At 39.4% G+C, this 21,666-nt stretch carries 16 protein-coding genes; 6 read left to right on the top strand and 10 right to left on the bottom strand.

Annotated elements, in window-relative coordinates; genetic code table 11:
* The 10 genes from GQ596_RS10205 to parE form a co-directional block, all read right to left on the bottom strand.
* The coding region (locus GQ596_RS10205; RefSeq protein ID WP_010312103.1) for a GTP-binding protein at positions 1-85 on the bottom strand (85 nt) is incomplete at its 3' end.
* 69 nt (positions 86-154) lie between these two features.
* Positions 155-2,257: an elongation factor G gene (gene fusA / locus GQ596_RS10210; RefSeq protein ID WP_160401628.1), complete on the bottom strand. Its 2,103-nt coding sequence runs from the start codon at positions 2,255-2,257 to the stop codon at positions 155-157.
* Between the two features lie 107 nt (positions 2,258-2,364).
* The gene (gene rpsG, locus GQ596_RS10215; protein ID WP_034915550.1) at positions 2,365-2,835 is read right to left on the bottom strand and encodes a 30S ribosomal protein S7; all 471 of its coding nucleotides are present in this window, start codon (positions 2,833-2,835) and stop codon (positions 2,365-2,367) included.
* A gap of 100 nt (positions 2,836-2,935) precedes the next feature.
* Entirely contained in the window at positions 2,936-3,310 is a 375-nt protein-coding gene (rpsL, locus tag GQ596_RS10220) for a 30S ribosomal protein S12 (protein ID WP_034883792.1), read from the bottom strand.
* A 311-nt stretch (positions 3,311-3,621) separates the two neighbouring features.
* The gene (locus tag GQ596_RS10225; protein WP_160401629.1) at positions 3,622-4,932 is read right to left on the bottom strand and encodes an NCS2 family permease; all 1,311 of its coding nucleotides are present in this window, start codon (positions 4,930-4,932) and stop codon (positions 3,622-3,624) included.
* Between the two features lie 199 nt (positions 4,933-5,131).
* The gene (locus GQ596_RS10230; RefSeq protein ID WP_160401630.1) at positions 5,132-6,706 is read right to left on the bottom strand and encodes a TerC family protein; all 1,575 of its coding nucleotides are present in this window, start codon (positions 6,704-6,706) and stop codon (positions 5,132-5,134) included.
* Positions 6,707-6,845: 139 nt separating this feature from the next.
* Positions 6,846-8,291: a TrkH family potassium uptake protein gene (locus tag GQ596_RS10235; protein WP_160401640.1), complete on the bottom strand. Its 1,446-nt coding sequence runs from the start codon at positions 8,289-8,291 to the stop codon at positions 6,846-6,848.
* 14 nt (positions 8,292-8,305) lie between these two features.
* The gene (gene djlA, locus GQ596_RS10240) at positions 8,306-9,151 is read right to left on the bottom strand and encodes a co-chaperone DjlA (RefSeq protein WP_160401631.1); all 846 of its coding nucleotides are present in this window, start codon (positions 9,149-9,151) and stop codon (positions 8,306-8,308) included.
* A gap of 1 nt (position 9,152) precedes the next feature.
* Complete coding sequence (gene parC / locus GQ596_RS10245; RefSeq protein WP_160401632.1) at positions 9,153-11,381, bottom strand: DNA topoisomerase IV subunit A; 2,229 nt, start codon at positions 11,379-11,381, stop codon at positions 9,153-9,155.
* A 27-nt stretch (positions 11,382-11,408) separates the two neighbouring features.
* Positions 11,409-13,298: a DNA topoisomerase IV subunit B gene (gene parE, locus GQ596_RS10250; RefSeq protein WP_160401633.1), complete on the bottom strand. Its 1,890-nt coding sequence runs from the start codon at positions 13,296-13,298 to the stop codon at positions 11,409-11,411.
* A 220-nt stretch (positions 13,299-13,518) separates the two neighbouring features.
* Here parE and GQ596_RS10255 point away from each other — a divergent pair, with 220 nt between their 5' ends.
* The 6 genes from GQ596_RS10255 to GQ596_RS10280 all read left to right on the top strand — a co-directional run bounded on the left by GQ596_RS10255 (position 13,519) and on the right by GQ596_RS10280 (position 21,598).
* Positions 13,519-15,996 (top strand): DMSO/selenate family reductase complex A subunit, encoded by a 2,478-nt coding sequence (locus GQ596_RS10255; RefSeq protein WP_160401634.1) that lies wholly within the window; start codon positions 13,519-13,521, stop codon positions 15,994-15,996.
* A 2-nt stretch (positions 15,997-15,998) separates the two neighbouring features.
* Positions 15,999-16,613, top strand: a complete 615-nt coding sequence (locus GQ596_RS10260) for a DMSO/selenate family reductase complex B subunit (RefSeq protein WP_160401635.1) — start codon at positions 15,999-16,001, stop codon at positions 16,611-16,613.
* Position 16,614: 1 nt separating this feature from the next.
* Positions 16,615-17,454, top strand: a complete 840-nt coding sequence (locus GQ596_RS10265; protein WP_160401636.1) for a DmsC/YnfH family molybdoenzyme membrane anchor subunit — start codon at positions 16,615-16,617, stop codon at positions 17,452-17,454.
* A gap of 42 nt (positions 17,455-17,496) precedes the next feature.
* The gene (locus GQ596_RS10270; protein ID WP_160401637.1) at positions 17,497-18,078 is read left to right on the top strand and encodes a molecular chaperone; all 582 of its coding nucleotides are present in this window, start codon (positions 17,497-17,499) and stop codon (positions 18,076-18,078) included.
* A 134-nt stretch (positions 18,079-18,212) separates the two neighbouring features.
* Positions 18,213-19,040, top strand: coding sequence for a 4-hydroxybenzoate octaprenyltransferase (gene ubiA, locus GQ596_RS10275; protein ID WP_160401638.1), 828 nt, complete (start codon positions 18,213-18,215; stop codon positions 19,038-19,040).
* Positions 19,041-19,891: 851 nt separating this feature from the next.
* Complete coding sequence (locus GQ596_RS10280; RefSeq protein WP_160401639.1) at positions 19,892-21,598, top strand: hypothetical protein; 1,707 nt, start codon at positions 19,892-19,894, stop codon at positions 21,596-21,598.
* The last annotated feature ends 68 nt before the right edge of the window (positions 21,599-21,666 follow it).

The raw sequence follows: 21,666 nt of genomic DNA on the forward strand, positions 1-21,666 counted from the left end.
TTAAAGTTGTTTTACCATGGTCAACGTGGCCGATTGTACCAACGTTAACGTGGGGTTTTGTACGTTCAAATTTTTCTTTAGACATCTTAATGTTCCTTTATTAAATCACTTCCCTTATGTTGCTAAGGGAAGCGTTACTTTATTTAGATAAAAATTATTTCGCTTTACGAGCTTCAATAATTGCGGTTGCAATATTTGTTGGCGCTTCATTGTACTTCAAGAACTCCATAGAGTAAGAAGCACGACCTTGTGTTTGTGAACGAAGGTCTGTCGCATAACCAAACATTTCTGAAAGTGGAACTTGTGCTTTTACTGTTTTACCAGTTGCAGTATCTTCCATACCTTCGATCATACCACGACGACGGTTTAAGTCACCGATTACGTCACCCATATAATCTTCTGGAGTTTCAACTTCTACTTTCATAATCGGTTCTAAAAGCACAGGTTTAGCTTTCATGAAGCCGTCTTTAAATGCCATTGAACCGGCAATTTTAAATGCCATTTCTGATGAGTCAACATCATGGTAAGAACCATCAAAGATAGTAACTTCAACATCAACAATTGGGTAACCAGCAAGAACACCGTTTTTCATTTGTTCTTGACAGCCTTTGTCAACCGCAGGGATGTATTCTTTAGGAACCACACCACCAACGATTTCGTTGTTGAATTTGTAGCCTTCGCCACCCGCTTCCAATGGTTTGATTTTTAACCATACATGACCGTATTGACCACGACCACCAGACTGACGAACAAATTTACCTTCTTGTTCTACTTCATTGCGAATTGTTTCACGGTAAGCAACTTGTGGTTTACCAACATTTGCTTCCACTTTAAATTCACGTTTCATACGGTCAACGATGATTTCTAAGTGAAGCTCACCCATACCAGAAATGATAGTTTGACCAGATTCTTCATCAGTGTGAACACGGAATGAAGGGTCTTCTTGTGCTAGTCGACCTAAAGCAAGCCCCATTTTTTCTTGGTCAGCTTTGGTTTTTGGTTCAACAGCAACCGAAATTACCGGCTCTGGGAATTCCATTCTTTCAAGAATGATTGGTGCGCTTTCAGCACAAAGTGTATCACCTGTTGTAACATCTTTAAGACCGATTGCAGCAGCGATGTCACCAGCGCGAACTTCTTTGATTTCTTCACGTTTGTTAGCGTGCATCTGAACGATACGACCAAAACGCTCTTTTTTATCTTTAACAGAGTTAAGAACGGTATCTCCAGAATTAACCACACCTGAGTAAACACGGAAGAAGGTTAAGTTACCCACAAATGGGTCAGTTGCGATTTTGAACGCTAATGATGAGAATGGTTCGTCATCACTTGAGTGACGCTCAGCCGCTTCACCATTTGGTAGTTCACCTTTGATTGCTGGTACGTCAGTTGGTGCAGGTAAGTACTCAACAACTGCATCAAGCATGAATTGAACACCTTTATTTTTAAAGGCACTACCACAAGTTACTAGGATGATTTCATTAGCAAGTACGCGTTCACGTAACGCTGCTTTAACTTCTTCTTCAGTTAATTCTTCACCACCAAGGTATTTTTCCATCAACTCTTCACTTGCTTCAGCAGCAGCTTCGATTAGGTATGAACGCCATTCTTCAACTTGTTCAGCCATATCAGCTGGTACATCTTCATAAGTGAAAGTTACACCTTGATCAGCGTCGTTCCAGTTAATTGCTTTACGTTTAAGTAAATCAACAACACCAGTAAATCCTTCTTCAGCACCGATTGGTAAAACTAAAGGCACAGGAACTGCTGCTAAACGCGTTTTGATTTGATCAACAACGCGTAGGAAGTTAGCACCCATACGGTCCATTTTGTTGACAAATGCAATACGTGGAACTTTATATTTGTTTGCTTGACGCCATACTGTTTCTGATTGTGGTTGAACACCACCAACCGCACAATAAACCATCACAGCACCATCTAAAACACGCATAGAACGTTCAACTTCGATTGTGAAGTCAACGTGTCCCGGGGTGTCGATGATGTTGATACGGTGTGGTTCAAATTGTTGACCCATACCAGACCAGAATGCTGTTGTTGCCGCAGACGTGATAGTAATACCACGTTCTTGTTCTTGTTCCATCCAGTCCATGGTTGCTGCGCCATCATGAACTTCACCAATTTTATGACTAACACCAGTATAAAACAAAATACGTTCAGTCGTTGTTGTTTTACCTGCGTCAATGTGCGCACTAATACCGATGTTACGGTAGCGTGCTATAGGGGTTGTACGAGCCATATTAATCCTCTGTTTAGAATCGTTTGCTTAACAATATATCATTTAGGTTGACTGAAAGCAGATAAGGGCTTTCAGTCTTAATTCAAGTCACTTATATAAGTGCGAAATTACCAACGATAGTGTGCAAACGCTCTATTAGCTTCAGCCATACGATGAACATCTTCGCGTTTTTTCACAGCGGTACCTTTGTTTTCAAAAGCATCCATAAGTTCATTCGCTAGGCGTAAAGCCATTGATTTATCGCCACGTTTACGAGCTGCATCCACAATCCAACGCATTGCAAGTGCATTACGACGAACTGGACGCACTTCAACAGGAACTTGGTATGTAGAACCACCAACGCGACGAGACTTAACTTCTACAGTTGGTCTTACGTTATCTAGTGCAACTTCGAAAGCTGCTAAGTGGTCTTTTCCACTACGCTCAGCTAATTTATCAAGAGCTGAATATACGATTGATTCTGCGATAGATTTTTTACCATCTATCATTAAAATATTTACAAATTTCGCCAGTAACTCTGAACCGAACTTCGGATCAGGAAGAATTTTTCTTTGACCGACAACATGACGACGTGGCATTGGAATACTCCGTTTATATGTTATAAATTTTTCAGGTTTACCCAAAACTCAAATGAGTTAAATGGAATGATATAGTTTGGCCTTACTTAACGGAGTTCCATTAAGCTTTAGGTCGTTTTACACCGTATTTAGAACGGCTTTGTTTACGGTCTTTAACACCTGCACAGTCTAATGCACCGCGAACAGTGTGATAACGCACACCTGGTAAGTCTTTAACACGACCACCACGAATTAAAATTACGCTATGCTCTTGTAGGTTATGACCTTCACCACCAATGTAAGACGTTACTTCAAAACCGTTAGTTAAGCGTACACGACATACTTTACGTAATGCTGAGTTTGGTTTTTTCGGTGTAGTTGTGTAAACACGAGTACAAACACCGCGTTTTTGCGGGCATGCTTCAAGCGCAGGAACGTTGCTTTTCGCTTCCTTTAGTGCTCTTGGTTTGCGTACCAGCTGATTAATTGTTGCCATTAATAAGCTCCTGATTAATTAAAATAAATTTAAAATTGCTTTTTAGATACGTAATTAATAACTGTAGACCAAAACCTATTTTATATAAGTTTTGGGTCGCAAGATTCTAGACCCCAAGGAAGACAATGTCAAGTTTTTACGAACATTAAGCGCTTGATTTTGAGTTTAATTATTACTAAATAATGATTCTATTTTAATGGGAGTATTGGTCGATATTTTTAGCCGTGAGGTTTGAGAAATCGGTATTTTTATTGGCTGTTTTAACCTATTTTGTCTTTCCCCCACCTAATTGTGGGTGGGGGAATTACTTATTAATGATGATCAATAAAGATAAATTTCAAAGCAAAAAGTAGTGCAAAAATAATCACACAAAGATTTAGATCTTTAAATTTACCCGTAAAGGTTTTTAGTACGACATAGGAGATAAAACCAAGTGCAACACCTTCAGTGATGGCAAAAGCAAACGGCATCATGATTGCAGTAATAAAAGCTGGTGTTGCTTCGGTTAAATCAGACCAGTTAACTTTCACTAAGCTTGACACCATTAAAATGCCAACAAAAATAAGTGCGCCTGATGTTGCATAGGTAGGGACTAAATGGGCTAGTGGTGATAAAAATGTCACTATTAAAAATAATATACCGACAACAACCGCAGTTAATCCTGTGCGTCCACCGACTGAAATACCCGCTGAACTTTCGATATAAGTTAATACTGATGATGTCCCAAATAATCCACCTAAAGAAGAGCTAAAACTGTCGATTAAGAGTGCTTGGCGCATTTTAGGGAATCGGCCTTTTTCATCACTAATTCCTGCTTTGTCTGTTAGCGCTAAGATGGTGCCTGAAGAATCGAATAAACTGACAATCATTATCGAAAATATTACACCCATAATACCAATATTTAGTGAACCAGCCAAATCAACATGGCCAACAACGCTAGTCACACTAGGTGGCATAGATATAAGACCTTGGTAACTGATATTTGGATCAAGCCATAATGCAAGCAGTGTTACCACCAAAATCGAAATTAATACGGCAGCGTGAAAGTTGCGAGCGGCTAAAATAACAATAATGAAAAAACCAAGCGAACTTAACAAGACTTTAAGCGATAAAATATTGCCCATGGTCAGTAATGTTGCGGGTGATGCAACGACAATGCCCATGTTTTGAAAGCCCATAAAAGCAATAAATAATCCAATACCTGCACTTATACCTACACGTAAGCATTGTGGAATATGTTCAATTAACCAGTGACGAACTTTAAATAGTGACAACGCAAAAAAGATTAATGAACCCCAAAATATGGCACCCATACCCACTTGCCAAGAGTAGCCCATTGCACCACATATTCCATAGGCAAAAAAGACATTAAGTCCCATAGCAGGAGCGAGTGCTATAGGTAAGTTAGCAAATAAGCCCATTAAAATTGTGGAAAAAGCAGTAATTATACAAGTTAGTACAAACACCGCAGATTTATCCATGCCGGTTGCTGATAAAATTGAAGGGTTTACAAAGATGATATAAACCATTGTTAGGAAGGTGGTGCAACCAGCGATAATTTCAGTACCGACTGTGGTTTTCTTTTCTTTCAATTGAAATATTTTTTCGAATATAGAATTCATAAGTTAAAGCCCAATTGTTATTAATAAATATGAGTGAAAGTTTATAAAGCGTGTTATCTATTTTTCCTAAAAAGTAAAAAAGATGAGAAGCCATTACTTCACACCTTTTTTATAAATAAAAATTTTACCGCTTTATTATTGTCAGTTATTTATTTTGGTCAAGCGTTATTCTACTCGATGTCATGCACTAGCCTTAAAACTAAGACGATACTGAATCAGTTTTATTTAATGTAATTTTTACTTTCAGGATGCGATGACTTTCTACTTCGGCGATTTCAAATAAATAACCATCAATCTCGATTTTTTCGCCAACATTAAGAAGATGTTGTGCTTTTTCCATTAATAGTCCTGCAAGCGTATGATATTCACGTTTATCATCGATAGGAATTGGCACAAATCTGACGAGTTCTTCAACTGGAATATAGCCATTAGCAATCCAAGTGTTATCGTCTAGGCATTGAATATCGTGTTTAGCGTCAATTTCCTCTTCTTCAGTTGGAAAATCACCCGCAATGGTTTCGATAATGTCTGTTACCGAAACAACCCCTTGCATTGAGCCAAATTCGTCAACTACAAAAGCAAAATGAGTTTTGGCTTGTTTAAATTGATCTAATGCAACCAGTAACGATACCGTTTCAGGAAAGATCAGCGGTTGTTTGATAAGCGAGTGAATATCAATAGGTTCTTTATTTTGTAGTATATCTTTTAATAGATCATTAACTTGGATAATACCTAGTGGTTCATCGATTGAGGCATTATCGGTAACGACTAAACGTGAGTGTGGATTTTCGAAAATTTCTTTGATAATAATGTCACGCTCATCATTAATATTGATCATATCCACATTGAGTCTTGATGTCATTATGCTACTGACTGAGCGTTGCGCAAGACCAAGGACTCGTTCAACCATACTTAATTCTTGATGATTAAACACAGGTTCTTTTTTGTTGGTATCAGAAGCTACATCCACAGCGTTAATATCTGGGTCTTCTTCGGCATCGCCTTTCAGTAGGTGTAAGATTGCTTCGGCAGTGCGTTCTCGTAATGGTTTTTTATTTAATGCTTTTCGACGGTTAAAAATAGCTAATTGATTGAAAAACTCAATCATAATAGAGAAGCCAATCGCCGCATATAGATAGCCTTTTGGAATCATAAAACCAAAACCTTCGGCAACCAGACTAAAGCCAATCATCAATAAAAAGCTTAAACAAAGAATAACAATGGTTGGGTGAGCATTGACAAAATAGGCAAGTGGTTTACTTGCAACCATCATAATAGCAATAGCAATACACACCGCAATAATCATGACGGGAATATGTTCAACCATTCCAACCGCTGTAATGACTGAGTCTAACGAAAAGACCGCATCAAGTACGACTATCTGTGCTACAACAGTCCAAAAGTGTGAGGTTTTTTTCGGTTTACCGTCTTCGTGTGATGACCCTTCAAGACGTTCGTTGAGCTCCATTGTTGCTTTAAATAGTAAAAATACTCCACCGATTAACATAATCAGTTGGCGCGCATTAAAGCTAATTCCGGATATCGAAAATAATGGGGTTGTGAGCGTAACTAACCAACCTGTAAACATTAATAACAATATTCGTGTAATTAATGCAAAGGCAAGACCAGTAACGCGGGCTTTATCTCGTTGATGGGGTGGAAGTTTCTCGGCAAGGATGGCAATAAAAACAATGTTATCAATACCAAGGACGATTTCAAGTACAACCAGAGTGGATAAGCCAATCCAGATTGTAGGATCCATGATCCATTCCATATGTCAGGTGATTACCTCTAATAAATACAGCACATGCTGCACTGTAATTCTGTCTGTAATTTACTAAATAATCAATAAAATATTTATAAAAATTCCCTATTTTGTCAAAAATCTTCAGGGAAGGTATGCATTTTTAAAATTAACTTCGCCAAAAAGTAGGCGTAAATAAAACCAGTAAGGTAAATATTTCTAAGCGCCCAAATAACATATCAACAACCATTACCCATTTAACAACATCACTTACGCTAGCAAAAGTGTCGCTTACATTACCAAGCCCTACACCTAAATTATTAAGTGATGAAGCAACAATGTAGAAAGAATCAGTAGCATCAATACCTGTTGCCATAATAATAAACAAGCTGGCTAAAAAGACTAATGTATAGGCCGAAAAAAATCCCCAAACAGCCTCAATAATACGTTCAGGAACAACACGATTATTTAATTTTAAGGTATAAATTGCGTTAGGGTGAATAAGGCGTTTTAATTCACGCGAGCCTTGCATAAACAAAATTAACACACGAACCACTTTTAATCCGCCACCTGTAGAGCCTGCGCAACCACCAATAAATGATGCACATAATAAGAATATAGGTAATGATGACGGCCATGTGTTGATATCATCGACGGTAAATCCGACTGTTGCTGTTATCGATACAACTTGCAATACTATTTTATCTATACTTAATTTTCGTTCTGGTTGATAAACATAAATGCCAAATGCACAGATGGCAATTAAAATCGCTAAAATAAAAATAAAGGTTCTAAACTCTTGATCCCGCCAGTAAACTTTAATTGAAAACCCGCTTAATGCGGCAAAATGTAGTGCAAAATTACAACCTGATAAGATTAAAAAGAGGGTGATAATATAATTAATGGTAGCGCTATTGAAATAAGCAAGGTTATCATCGTGCGTTGAAAAACCACCCATTGAAATGGTTGAAAAGCTATGTGAAATGGCATCAAAAACATTCATACCCGCAAACCATAAACAGATCGCACAAAGCGTAGTAAGCAAAATATAAATTGACCAAAGTGTTTTTGCTGTTTCGGCAATACGAGGGCGCATTTTGCTGTCTTTTTGTGGACCAGGAATTTCGGCTCGATAAAGTTGCATTCCCCCAACGCCCAATAAAGGTAAGATGGCAACAGCAAGCACGATAATCCCCATACCACCAAGCCATTGCAATAACTGACGGTAAAAAAGTAACGCTTTAGGTAGATGATCTAATTTAACAATAGTGGTAGCGCCGGTGGTAGTTAAACTTGAAAATGATTCAAAAAATGCGTTGGTTAAATTTAGATTGATATGCGTATCAAAGATAAAAGGAAAAGCGCCGATTGTACCTAACACAACCCAAAATAGCACAACGATAAGAAAACCTTCACGGCTATTTAGTTCGTGGCGATGATGGCGATTAGGCAACCATAATAAACATCCTAAAATCAGTGCTGCAAAAAATGAGCGCACAAAGATTGCACCAGCGCCATCACGATAGATTAATGCCACTAGTGCCGGTAATAGCATGAATATCGATAGTAGGGCAATTAATAATCCAATGATTCGAATAATGGAGCGCCAATGCATCATAATAATAGTCTCTACTTAAATCCACGCGATGCTTTGATAAGGTCATAAGCAGCTTGAATTTCTTGCGCTCGTTTTTTGGCAGCTTCAAGCATCTCTTTAGGTAAGCCTTTAGAGACTAATTTGTCGGGGTGATGTTCGTTCATCAATTTTCGATAAGCTCTTTTAATTTCTGATATTTCAGCTGTCGACTCAACGCCTAAAATTTTGTAAGCATTTTGTAGATCGGATTGCGCTGAACGGCCTTGATAACCACCATAGCGATTATTGTGTTGATATTGACCTTGCTGATCTTGTTGGCCTCTATAGCTATTTTGACGAAAATGGTAACTTCCCATCATCATTTGGATATATATTGCCATTTGTTGACGTGGAATATGAAATTCGTCAGCAACAATGAAAAGAATTTGTTGTTCTTTGTCATCCAAAATACCGTCAATTAATGCAGCTTGGATCAGTTGTTCACAAAAAATATTTAAAACATTACGTCGGTAACGATATTGTGAGTATAGTTCAGCTAAACGCGATCGCAAAGGATAGTCACTTGCTTTACCACGATTAAATGACTCTTGAGCTAGTTTGCGACTGCTACTATCAAGTTGTAGTCTGTCCATAAATTGACTGGCAAGATTAATATCATCTTGTGTTACCACGCCTTTGGCTTTGCTTAAATGACCAAGCACTTCAAACACAACCGTTAAATAAAGGGTTGGGTTTGCTTGTGTTCTTTGTTCGGTCAACGTGCTGCAAAGTTTGCGGTAAAGCATTGGTCCAATAAAAAGCCCAAGGAAAAACCCCCACCCTGTTTTTAATACAATGCTTAAAACAACCCCTATAATGATTGCCCAAATAAAAGACATATTATTCGTTTACCTCAATTTGATCTATCTTTTGCAAACCTCGTGGTAATGCGGTTCCTTTTCGTGCTCGTTCTGCTTTAAATTTTTGTAAATCATCAGGATGCAACGTAAGTTTGCGTTTACCAACATATAATGTTACTGATGTTTCTGGTGTAATGAACATCATATAAGAAAGGCTATCGTCTGCGCCAGATAGCGACACAATTTTATTTCCTTTCCCTTTAGCAAGTTCAGGTAAATCTTTTACAGGGAAAATAAGCATTCGTCCTGCTTTAGTAATCGATAACAACAAGCTATTTTCAGAAGGAATCTCAATTGGTGCAAGAATGCTGGAATCTTTAGGTAAATTGATAATAGCTTTACCGTTGCGATTGCGAGCGACTAAATCGCTGAACTGACAAATAAAACCATAGCCTGCCGTTGATGCCAGTAAAAATTTTTGATTATCGTTTTGCGACATCAAAACATGCTCAACTGTTGCACCAGCAGGTAGGGCTAGTTTACCCGTTAATGGTTCACCTTGGCTTCGTGCTGAAGGTAAGGTGTTGGGATCTATGGCATAGCTACGACCGGTTGAATCGATAAAAATAACGGGTTGATTGCTTTTTCCTTTAGCTGCTGCTTTAAAACTATCACCCGCTTTATAACTTAAACCAACCGGATCAATATCATGACCTTTAGCTGTTCTGACCCAGCCCATTTCTGATAGAATCACAGTAACCGGTTCTGATGGCGTTAATTCTTGTTCACTGATCGCTTTGGCTTCGCTACGCTCAACAATTGGTGAACGGCGGTCATCACCATATTTTTCAGCATCTTCTTTTAGCTCTTTTTTAATTAAATTACTCAGTTTTTTAGGTGAAGCTAATAAAGCTTGCAAGTGATCACGCTCTTTAGCTAGCTCACTTTGTTCTCCTTTGATGCGAACTTCTTCAAGTTTGGCTAAATGACGAAGTTTTAATTCTAAAATTGCTTCGGCTTGAATATCAGTTAATGCAAAACGGCTCATTAACTCTTGCTTAGGCTCATCTTCGTTGCGAATAATATCGATGACTTCATCGATGTTTAAAAACGCAATCAATAAACCATCAAGGATATGCAATCGTTTTAATATTTTATCTAATCGATAATTTAAGCGGCGAGTAACAGTGTTTTTACGATATTCTAGCCATTCAGTCAAAATATCGACCAAACCTTTTACTGATGGACGATTATCTAGTCCAATCATGTTCATATTAACTCGGTAGCTCTTTTCAAGATCGGTTGTGGCAAATAGATGATTCATTACTTGTTCTAGATCAACACGATTAGAACGGGGTACTATGACCAAGCGAGTTGGATTTTCGTGATCAGACTCATCACGCAAATCTTCAATTAATGGAAGCTTTTTAGCTCGCATTTGCGAAGCGATTTGCTCTAAAATTTTGGCGCCTGAAACTTGATGTGGCAGATCGGTAATAACAATATCACCGTCTTCTTTTTTCCACACCGCACGCATACGAATTGACCCACGTCCTGTTTTGTAGATCTTTTCGATATCGTCACGTGGCGTGATAATTTCGGCCTCAGTTGGGAAATCAGGCCCTTGTATGTGAGCCATCACTTCGCTGAGTGTCGCATTCGGATTATCAGCCAACATCATCACCGCATTTGCTACTTCACGAATGTTATGAGGTGGAATATCAGTTGCCATACCAACCGCAATCCCTGTTGTGCCATTTAATAAAATATTTGGTAATCTGGCTGGTAACATTTTAGGTTCTTGTAAGGTACCATCAAAGTTTGGTGTATAATCAACCGTTCCTTGACCTAGTTCACCTAATAATAGCTCAGCATATTTTGATAAGCGTGATTCAGTGTAACGCATAGCCGCAAATGATTTAGGATCATCAGGTGCCCCCCAGTTACCTTGACCATCAACTAAAGGGTAACGATAAGAAAACGGCTGAGCCATCAGTACCATAGCTTCGTAACAGGCACTATCACCATGAGGATGATATTTACCAAGCACATCACCCACGGTACGGGCTGATTTTTTGAATTTAGCTTGCGCATTAAGCCCTAATTCTGACATGGCATAAACAATGCGCCGTTGCACAGGCTTTAAACCATCTCCAATAAAGGGTAGCGCACGATCCATAATGACATACATTGAGTAGTTTAAATAGGCACTTTCAGTGAAGGTGCGTAGTGACTGGGTTTCTACTCCGTCATGAGTTATCTCACTCATTATTGTTCCTCTAAATCATTCTGTTTATTAGACATCAAGTTCAACTTGATCGCCTTTTTCTTGTAGCCATTCACGGCGATCTTCTGAGCGTTTTTTAGCAAGTAGCATATCCATCAGTGCCATCGTTTGTTCGACATCATCAAGAGATAGTTGCACTAAACGGCGTGTGTTGGGATCCATTGTTGTTTCGCGAAGCTGTAGCGGATTCATTTCACCAAGACCTTTAAAACGTTGTACGTTTGGTTTGCCTTTTTTGCGTTTTAGCTGTTCTAAAATGCCTTCTTTTTCTTCTTCATCTAGAGCGTAATGGACTTCTTTTCCTAAATCGATACGGTAAAGTGGGGGCATTGCAACAAACACATGTCCATGTTCAACCATTGCACGAAAGTGGCGAACAAATAACGCACAAAGTAATGTAGCAATATGTAGCCCATCAGAATCGGCATCGGCTAAGATACAGATCTTACCATAGCGTAATTGGCTTAAATCATCACTATCGGGATCGATACCAATAGCAACTGAAATATCATGAATCTCTTGTGAACCCAGCACCTCGTCAGATGAGACTTCCCAAGTATTTAAAATCTTACCTTTAAGTGGCATAATTGCTTGAAACTCACGATCTCGGGCCTGTTTAGCTGAACCGCCTGCCGAGTCCCCTTCCACTAAAAATAGTTCAGTACGACTTAAATCTTGCGATGAGCAATCAGCCAGTTTCCCGGGTAGTGCAGGACCACTAGTCAGCTTTTTACGAATAACCTTTTTAGAGGCTTTTAAACGTTTTTGCGCGCTTGAAATCACCATTTCGGCCAGTAGTTCGGCTAATTGAACATGTTGATTTAACCAAAGGCTAAAAGCGTCTTTGACAATTGCCGACACAAAGGCCGCACATTGGCGTGATGATAAACGCTCTTTAGTTTGCCCCGCAAATTGAGGCTCTTGCATTTTAACTGAAATAACGTAAGCACAACGTTCCCAAATATCATCAGCGGTTAATTTCAAGCCTCGTGGTAATAAATTACGAAACTCACAAAACTCACGCATGGCGTCTAACAACCCTTGGCGTAAACCATTGACATGCGTACCACCTTGAACGGTTGGGATTAAATTAACGTAACTTTCAGTTAATAGTTCGCCACCTTCTGGCATCCAAAGCAACGCCCATTCTACGGCTTCTGTTTCGCCAATGTGGTTACCAGTAAATGGGGTTTCAGGTAAAAGTGCATAACCACTTACCGACTCCATCAAATAGTCCTTTAACCCATCTTGATAGCACCAGCGTTGCTCGGTATTGTTAATTTTATCTTTAAAAGTAATTTCAAGACCAGGGCAAAGAACTGCCTTGGCTTTAAGTAGATGCGACAAGCGTGGTACTGAAAATCGTGGTGAATCAAAATATTTTTCGTCTGGCCAAAAATGCACTTTTGTGCCCGTATTACGACGCCCACATGTCCCTGTGATGTGTAAATCTTCAACTTTATTGCCATTTTCAAAGGCCATTTCATACACTTGTCCATCACGGTGAACAGTGACTTCAACGCGTTTTGATAATGCATTTACTACTGAAATACCAACACCATGTAAACCGCCAGAAAACTGATAATTCTTGTTTGAAAACTTCCCCCCAGCATGTAAGCGACAAAGCAATAACTCAATTGCAGGTACACCTTCTTCTGGGTGAATATCAACAGGCATGCCACGTCCATCGTCAATTACTTCAAGCGAATTATCTTCATAAAGCGTTACTTTGATTTGGCGAGCATGACCTGCAATGGCTTCATCGACACTGTTATCAATGACTTCTTGACCTAAATGGTTTGGGCGAGCTGTATCGGTATACATACCAGGGCGATGACGAACAGGATCAAGCCCTTTTAAAACTTCAATATCAACAGCATTATAAGTAGATTGCGACATAGTTTTTCTATTTATTTTAATAAATGGCAGTTATTATACCAACCTTTGAAGCATAAGACCAAGCGCAATGGTAAAGGTGCTAAAGTTAGAATTATAAATTCTAACCAATCATATTGGTTAGAAAAGAGTATTGTTGTTTAGTTTTTGAACTTTTTCAGTTTTTTTATCGTATTTTTGGTATGATGATAAATAAATCCCACATAAAAAATAAGGGAATTAAGTGAGCCAGTTAAAAGATACCCATATAATAAGTCGACGTGATTTTTTACAAAAATCATTAACCATTGGTAGTGTAGTCGCCTTAACCAGCAATATGCAATTACCTTTTGCTTATGCTGAGCCAAATACCAATGTTAACGGCAAAACGGTTACTAATAACCCCACTAACCAAGAGCAGATTTTTTATAGTGCATGTTTAGTTAACTGTGGTAGCCGATGTCCATTAAAAGTCCATGTCAAAAACGATATTATCACCAAAATATCATCAGAAGACGGTATTAATGATCCAGTTTTTGGTCAACACCAAATTCGCCCTTGTTTACGTGGGCGCTCAGTGCGATGGCGCACATACGATCCTGAACGCTTAAAATACCCAATGTTACGAATTGGTAAGCGCGGCGAAGGTAAATTTAAACGGATTTCGTGGGATGAAGCAATTAACTTGTTAGCTGATAAACTCAAATATACCATTAATAGCTATGGCAATGAGGCAATTTATTATCAATATGGATCAGGAACCACAGGCGCTAATATTTCTGGACGCAATGCCTGTAAACGTTTTTTAAACAGCATTGGAGGTTATCTTAATTATCATGGTGACTATTCCAGTGGACAGATTTCGGCTATTCGACCTTATATTTATGGTAATGCTAAAGATTCATTGATTGATCAAATAAAACACGCTGATTTGGTCGTGATGTTTGGGCAGAATATTGCCGAAACTCGCATGTCTGGTGGTGGGCAAGTTACTGAGTTATTTAACGCATTATCGCAAAGCAAAGCACGAGTTATTATTATCGACCCTAGGCGTAATGAAAGTGTTGTGGGATATAATGCGGAGTGGATCCCAATTATTCCCGGAACCGATGCGGCACTTGTTGCAGCAATCGTTTATGCATTACTTGAACAAGACCGTATTGATGATGCAATGCTTAACCAATATTGTGTAGGTTGGAATGCTGATTCTTTACCTGACAGTGCACCACCTTTTAGCGATTATAAGTCCTATATTTTAGGATTAGGTAATGACCGAACGCCAAAAACGCCTGAATGGGCGGCTCAAAAAACGGGTATTGCAGTTACGCAAATTCGTAAACTTGCGATGGATATCGTAAACGCTAAAGCAGCTTGGATATCACAAGGATATGGTGTACAACGTTGGCAAAATGGCGAGCACACAGCCAGAGCAATTATGCTATTGCCAATTATCGCAGGGCAATTTGGTAAACCGGGTACTAACATTGGTACTTGGGGGGGGAGTGTTACTTATCCTGTTCCAAGTTTAAGTATTCCCAATCCAATAAAAACCAGTATTCCTTTCTTTTTGTGGACAAAGGCGATTGATGACCCATTAAGTCTAACAGCAAAAAATGCCTATTTACTTGGTAAAGATAAATTAGATGTTGGCATCAAATTTATTTGGAACTACGCTGGTAATGTAATGGGAAATCAGCATTCTGATCTTAATCGTACTCACCAAATTCTACAAGATGAGTCTAAATGTGAGTTCATTCTTGTTTGGGATACGCATATGACCGCATCAGCAAAATATGCAGATTTAGTCTTGCCCGATGTTTCCTCGGTTGAAAGTAACGATTTGATTAATAACTCTTATGCATCGGGTGCTTATCACTACCTTATTCGTATGCAACGCGCAATAACACCACTTTGGGAAAACCGCCCAGCTTATGAAGTATTAACTGAGCTGTCTATAAAAATGGGCGTAAAGGACAAATTTACCGAAGGGCGAACGCAAGAAGATTGGATAGCTTATTGTTATGAAAAACTACGCAAAAACGAACCCCATTTACCGCCTTTTGCCAATACTAATGGTATGGGGGTTATTGATCGCAAACTAGCTGATAGCGATACCCAAATTGGGCTAAAAGCCTTTCGAGATGACCCTATCAAAAATCCATTAAATACACCATCAGGAAAAATAGAAATCTATTCAGAAGCATTAGCCACCATCGCTAATGAATGGGAACTCGATCCAGACGATGTTCTTCACCCTATTCCTGCCTATTTACCTGCCATTGAAGGCAGTGAAGATAAAACAAAACGTGAAAAATATCCATTGCAACTTATTGGTTTTCATACCAAAGGGCATTGTCATTCTACTTATAGCAACTTACCACAACTAAGCGAAGCGGTAGCCAATAGCCTTTGGATTAACCCATTTGATGCCAAACAAAGACAAATTAAACATGGTCAATTAGTTGAGGTTTACAACGATCGTGGACGGCTTTATATTCCCGCCAAAGTTACACCACGGATATTACCGGGTGTGGTAGCAATACCTCAAGGTATGTGGGCAAAAACTAATGCATCAGGGGTTGATATTGGCGGGTGTATTAATCGTTTAACTTCGTTGCGTCCAACAGTGTTGGCTAAATCAAATCCACAACATACTAATTTGGTCGACGTAAAACCATTATCGGCTGCATCATTGACATTGCCAGTAACAATGAGGCGATAAAAATGCAATATGGATTTTATATTGATTCTTCAAAATGTACAGGATGTAAAACCTGCCAACTTAGTTGCAAGGACGAAAAAGACAACGCATTAGGTGTCCATTTTCGCCGAGTTTATGAATATGGCGGAGGGACATGGCAACAAGTTGATGGTATTTGGCAAAATGATACCTTTACTTATTATTTATCGATTTCCTGTAACCATTGTGAACAACCTACTTGTGTACAAGGTTGCCCAACGGGCGCAATGCACAAACGCAAACAAGATGGGCTAGTTGTGGTTAATCAAGATGTCTGTATCGGTTGCCGATATTGCGAAATGCGTTGCCCATATGGTGCGCCACAGTTTGACCATCAAAAAAAGGTTATGTCAAAATGTGATGGTTGCTACGAGCGTGTTGAGCAAGGACTCAAACCCGTTTGTGTCGAATCCTGCCCACAAAGAGCATTAGATTTTGACGAAATTGAAAAACTGCGCCAGCGACATGGTAGTGAACGAAATATTGCTCCGCTACCAAACGAAAACCTAACCAAACCGAATATTGTTATCAAACCTCATTCACAAGCGAAAGCCTCGGGCGATACATTAGGACAAATACTCAACCCTGAGGAGGTTTAACATGCATGAATTACCACTGGTTTTTTTTACTGTATTTGGGCAGTTATCCGCTGGCATGGTATGGTTAGGGGGGCTATTTTATTTAGTTAATCGTGACTCAAATCGGAATGCTATTATCCAAAAAATCAATATAATTGCTCTAATTTTTATGGCTATAGGTATGGTGATAGCCTCGTTTCACCTAGGTAAGCCCTTGCGTGCGTTAAATGTGATATTTGGTATTGGGCGATCACCAATGAGTAACGAAATTTTCACCTTTGGCGTATTATTCGGTATCACCTTTGCATGGGTACTAATAAACTATTATGCATTACATCCGAATACCAATAAATTAAAAATAATCAAAAAGACTTGTTTACATTTCAAGCAAATTCCACATTTAGACCAAATATTGGCGACACTTTTAATTATTATCAGCCTATTTTTTGTTTGGACGATCGTATTAACCTATATGCTACCGACCGTAAAAACATGGAATACCTATTACACTGCTATACACATGTATACCGCCATGCTTGCTTTAGGTGGCGTTACTATTGCGCTATTAGGATTACCGCAACTGGGTTATATGGCTTGTGTAATAGGAAGCTTATTTATTATTTTATTGAAAGTGCCTTATGCCAACTTAATGGCTACAATCGCGCCAGAACTCACTCATCAACAACAGAGCTGGATGATGACCGAATGCATACTATTAATCATGGCATTAATATTAATGACTATCAACATTTGGCAAAAACGCCATGCAACGATCATTTATATTCTTGCCTTTATTGGTATCTTCATTGGCGAAATCAGTGGGCGCATTGCATTTTATAATTTATGGACAATTCCGATGTAATGCATCAGCAATACGATCTATTTATAGTCAGGTAGCGATTTAATGAAAAATAACCAAGCAACGCATCTAGATAAACTTACATCCACCATTTTAGCCAAAGTATTAGGTGCCTTTTTTTATTATCCACCTGATCACCAAACGGTTAAACCGCTCATTGATACCTTATGTCAAATTGAGCATATTGCTAACTGGCAAAATACTGTGCTCATTGCTGAACAGTGCCAAATAATCGCCACTCAAATTAACAACCCAGAACTTAATTATCAGTTTTCGCTATTATTTGAAGGGCAGGGTACCATGCCTGCGCCCCCGTGGGGATCGGTCTATTTAGATCAGGAGCAATTATTAATGGGCGAATCGCACGAGCGCTATCGTCAATTTTTACAGCAACACGGGTTAATACTGAATACGGGTATTAACGAACCCGAAGATCAATTTGGATTAATGCTAATAGCTTATGCCATATTGCAAGAAAAGGACAAACCCAAAATAGCAAAACAATTAATTGATGAACACTTATTGATTTGGTCATCAGCCTATTTAGAAAAATTAAAGCAAAATGAAGTAAGCCCATTTTATCGAGCATTAGCGGTGATTGCACAACAGTATCTACATATGCTTTAACTTTTCCTTTATTGCTTTTTAGTTAATAAACCTTTTCCTAACAAACCTTGCTGATGATAGTGATAGTGCGCATTGCAGCTTTTAAGTAACAAGGTATAATCCACTTATTATTTTAAATAGCAAATACATATTTTATGTTAGCGTATATACAATTAATGCGGTTAGACAAACCCATCGGCACTTTACTACTACTTTGGCCAACGCTCTGGGCAATATGGCTAACAGGCCACCCTTACACCTATATCACACTTATTTTTATTTTAGGCGTAATTACCATGCGGGCTGCAGGGTGTGTTGTCAATGACTATGCCGATCGTCATTTCGATGCTCACGTCGAACGCACAAAAAACCGCCCACTAGCTCGGGGTGCATTGACCGAAAAAAGCGCATTATGGACCTTATTTATCCTATTATTTATTGCTCTTTGCCTATTGCTTACCTTAAATAAGCTATCGTGGCTTATTGCATGCATAGCCTTACTAACAGCAATGATTTACCCGTTCATGAAGCGTTATACCCACTTACCGCAAGTCACTTTAGGCATTGCCTTTAGTTGGGGGATTCCTATGGCATATGCAGCCATTATAGAGCAATTCCCTCTCACTTGTTGGTTACTTTGCTTGGCTAATATTTGTTGGATAATTGCTTATGACACGGAATATGCGATGGTGGATCGTAACGACGATATCAAAATAGGCATAAAATCCACCGCCATTTTATTTGGGCGGTACGATAAGTTAATTATTGGAATATTGCAGGTATTAACGATGATTGGGCTATTTATGATTGGCATCATCAACCAGTTATCATTGGTTTTTTATATTGCTTTATTGCTTGTTGCCATGTTATTTATTTACCAACAATGGTTAATCAAAAATCGAGAACGAAAACGTTGTTTTCAAGCTTTTTTAAATAATAATTATGTTGGAATTGTTGTGTTTTTTGGGGTGTTTTTCAGTTAAAAAATTGCTTAAAAAGCGATCAGAAAAACTTTAATAAAATCAATAGCTTTCCTGACCGATTTTTTTATCAAAATAATGTCTTTTTTTGTTGGTACATAGAGTGGATTGAGTGCAGAGGTTTCGGACGTTTGAACTTTGGGTGAACAAAATAGCTACAGTGACCACGTCCGATTTAGGGGATTTTTTGCGAAATCCACTAAAAACCCCTCGCAAGGCTACAGAATGTGGCCTTCGGCATTACTCGTATCATCCTGATACTCGCCTCTACGAGGCCATCTTCGCTATGCTCAGATGTTCAAATTTGTTCCAGACAAATTTGTCCGACGCCGTCGCTCGGTCTTAACGCACCGTTTGTGGACGCGTTCCCGACGCACCACAAACTCGCCAAACATCCCTGTTTGGCGTGCTAACCTCGCTCTGTTGTCGGCACATTCTGACGCCGTAATAAGACAACAACATAACCTTAGGTGTTTTTTGTGAGTTGTTTTTGTGTTAAAAAGCAACGCAAAAACCCCAAAAAATCGGTCAGGAAAGGTATTGATTTTATTGAAGTTTTTTTGAGGTGCTTTTTACCAAAATCGCGATTAAAAACCGCTACCTAAAACAGCGACTAAAAACGACCACTCAAGCACCCATAAAAAATGCCACTACCCCCAAAAAACAAAGCAACCCCTCCTCACGCCCTAACAAATCTTTACAATAAATTAACAAAAAAAGTGGCAGATTATGCACCATCAAGTTATAATTTTTAGGCTTTTTCAAGCAGGGAATCGCTCAAAAATAAAGCGAACGAACAGAAAAATCGAGAAAAAACAATAAATTACTTGACAAGGGAATAAAAATGCATTACCATGGTTGGCATCTGGCATCTGGCCTGCCAAACCTATGCCCTAAATCTTATTGATTCGCACGGTGTCCAAAATAGGGCGCCACAGTTGTTTTCATCACCGAAGTCATTTCGCGTAGCGAAATCGACGCCGTCATCGGTCATATTTTCGGCAAAATTATCGCCGATATCCAAGTGGTTATTAAAACCGCCATTGTTATTCAAACCGCCGTTACTATTTAAATCACCATTATTATGTAAATCGGCATTATTCTTAGCGCCATTGTTGTTATTGTCATATACGCAGGATACAGAGGCGTTAACGGCTTATACATCAAGGGCAATAGAGGGTAGTGCGCCGTATTTAACGTTTGATAATGGGCGGACAAAATTAACGAATACAGACCGTTTATTGTCAATAAAGTTGCAGGATGGAACGGTATACACAAGGTCAACGAACCCATCAACACCAACTAATCCAATCAGGTTGCCATATGTGGGGAGTAACTTAAGTCATATAGAGACGATAGTACCACCATCAAGGAGTTCAATCACGATGAATGATTTGGTCAGTCAGGGTTATTGGGGTGATGATGATGGAGACGGACAGGGAGTAGGTGGAGTAACGGCATCGGGGAGTATATCGGTGGCGTTTAGGGATAAAAACGGTAATAGGGTTAATCGCAGCGATGCATTAAGTCTATGTAGTGCACCTTATAAGGTAACTTTAACAAGTACAGGTGGCACATTAAGTACGCAGTATGGGGTACCAAGAAGTAGTAGTTTCAGTGGTGCAGCGGTGGATTATTATATCAACCCATATGAGTATACTGGTATTTGTTCGGTCAGGCCGAATTTGTTGTTTGGTGGAACAACTGGCATTAATTCTAACGACAACCCCCACTATGCAGGTCCAGCTAACATATGGAATCCTAGTAAGGGCTTTTTAGTTCAGTCAACGAGTCCATCATCTTACGACAGGAACTTTCCTACTACGGGTATGGATGGTTTGTATTTTGATTTGGATATAGGTGGGCTTGACGCAAGTCAGTTAAGTTGGACAGTTAACACAAGTGGTAGTATAAGGGCAACGGTGAGTTGGACAAGGCCGCATACAGATTCACACCGAGACCCATGGCATGGAAATACCTTTCAACATGATAATTGGATTAGTGATAAATCCAAGAATGTAGCACGGGTAACGTTGCATGGTCCAAGGGCAAGTAGTAGTCAAATAAGGTCAAGTAATCCAGGTCGAATTACCGTGCCATCTTTGCCACAGACGTTTGAGTTGGTCGGTAGGGATAGAAGTGGTAATGAGGTTCGTTATGGATTTGTGTTAAAGCAGTGGTTCGTCAATCGAGGTGGTCAAAGAGGTGTCCCTTCAGCTCACACAGCATGGTGTAATAGTTTGGGTTATCGGATGCCTAGGGTAAGGGATTTAACCAATGCGGTTTGTTCTGGTTGGGGGATGAATAGTACTTTTCCTTGTACTGGTGCAGTAGGCGCTACGCCGTCGTCTAGTAATAATATTTACATGCGTCACATAGGTGCAGGATTTTTCACGGAGTGGGGCTCCATGCACAACTACGCTGGTGCGGGCTTCGCCGACGACAGCTGCTCGACGAGTGACGCAGCAGGTAGACGCGAGTTCCATGTCGCCTTGAACATTGGCTCCGTCGGCGGGGAACTGCCCTACTACAGCTTTTCCGCTATTTGCACCACACCTTAGCTTTTAGCGTTTAGTTCTTAATCCTTAGGGCGCGGGGGGCGATTATGGTGCCTGAGGGGATAATATAA

The organism is Gilliamella sp. Pra-s60, assembly GCF_009795755.1.
GTDB lineage: Bacteria > Pseudomonadota > Gammaproteobacteria > Enterobacterales > Orbaceae > Gilliamella.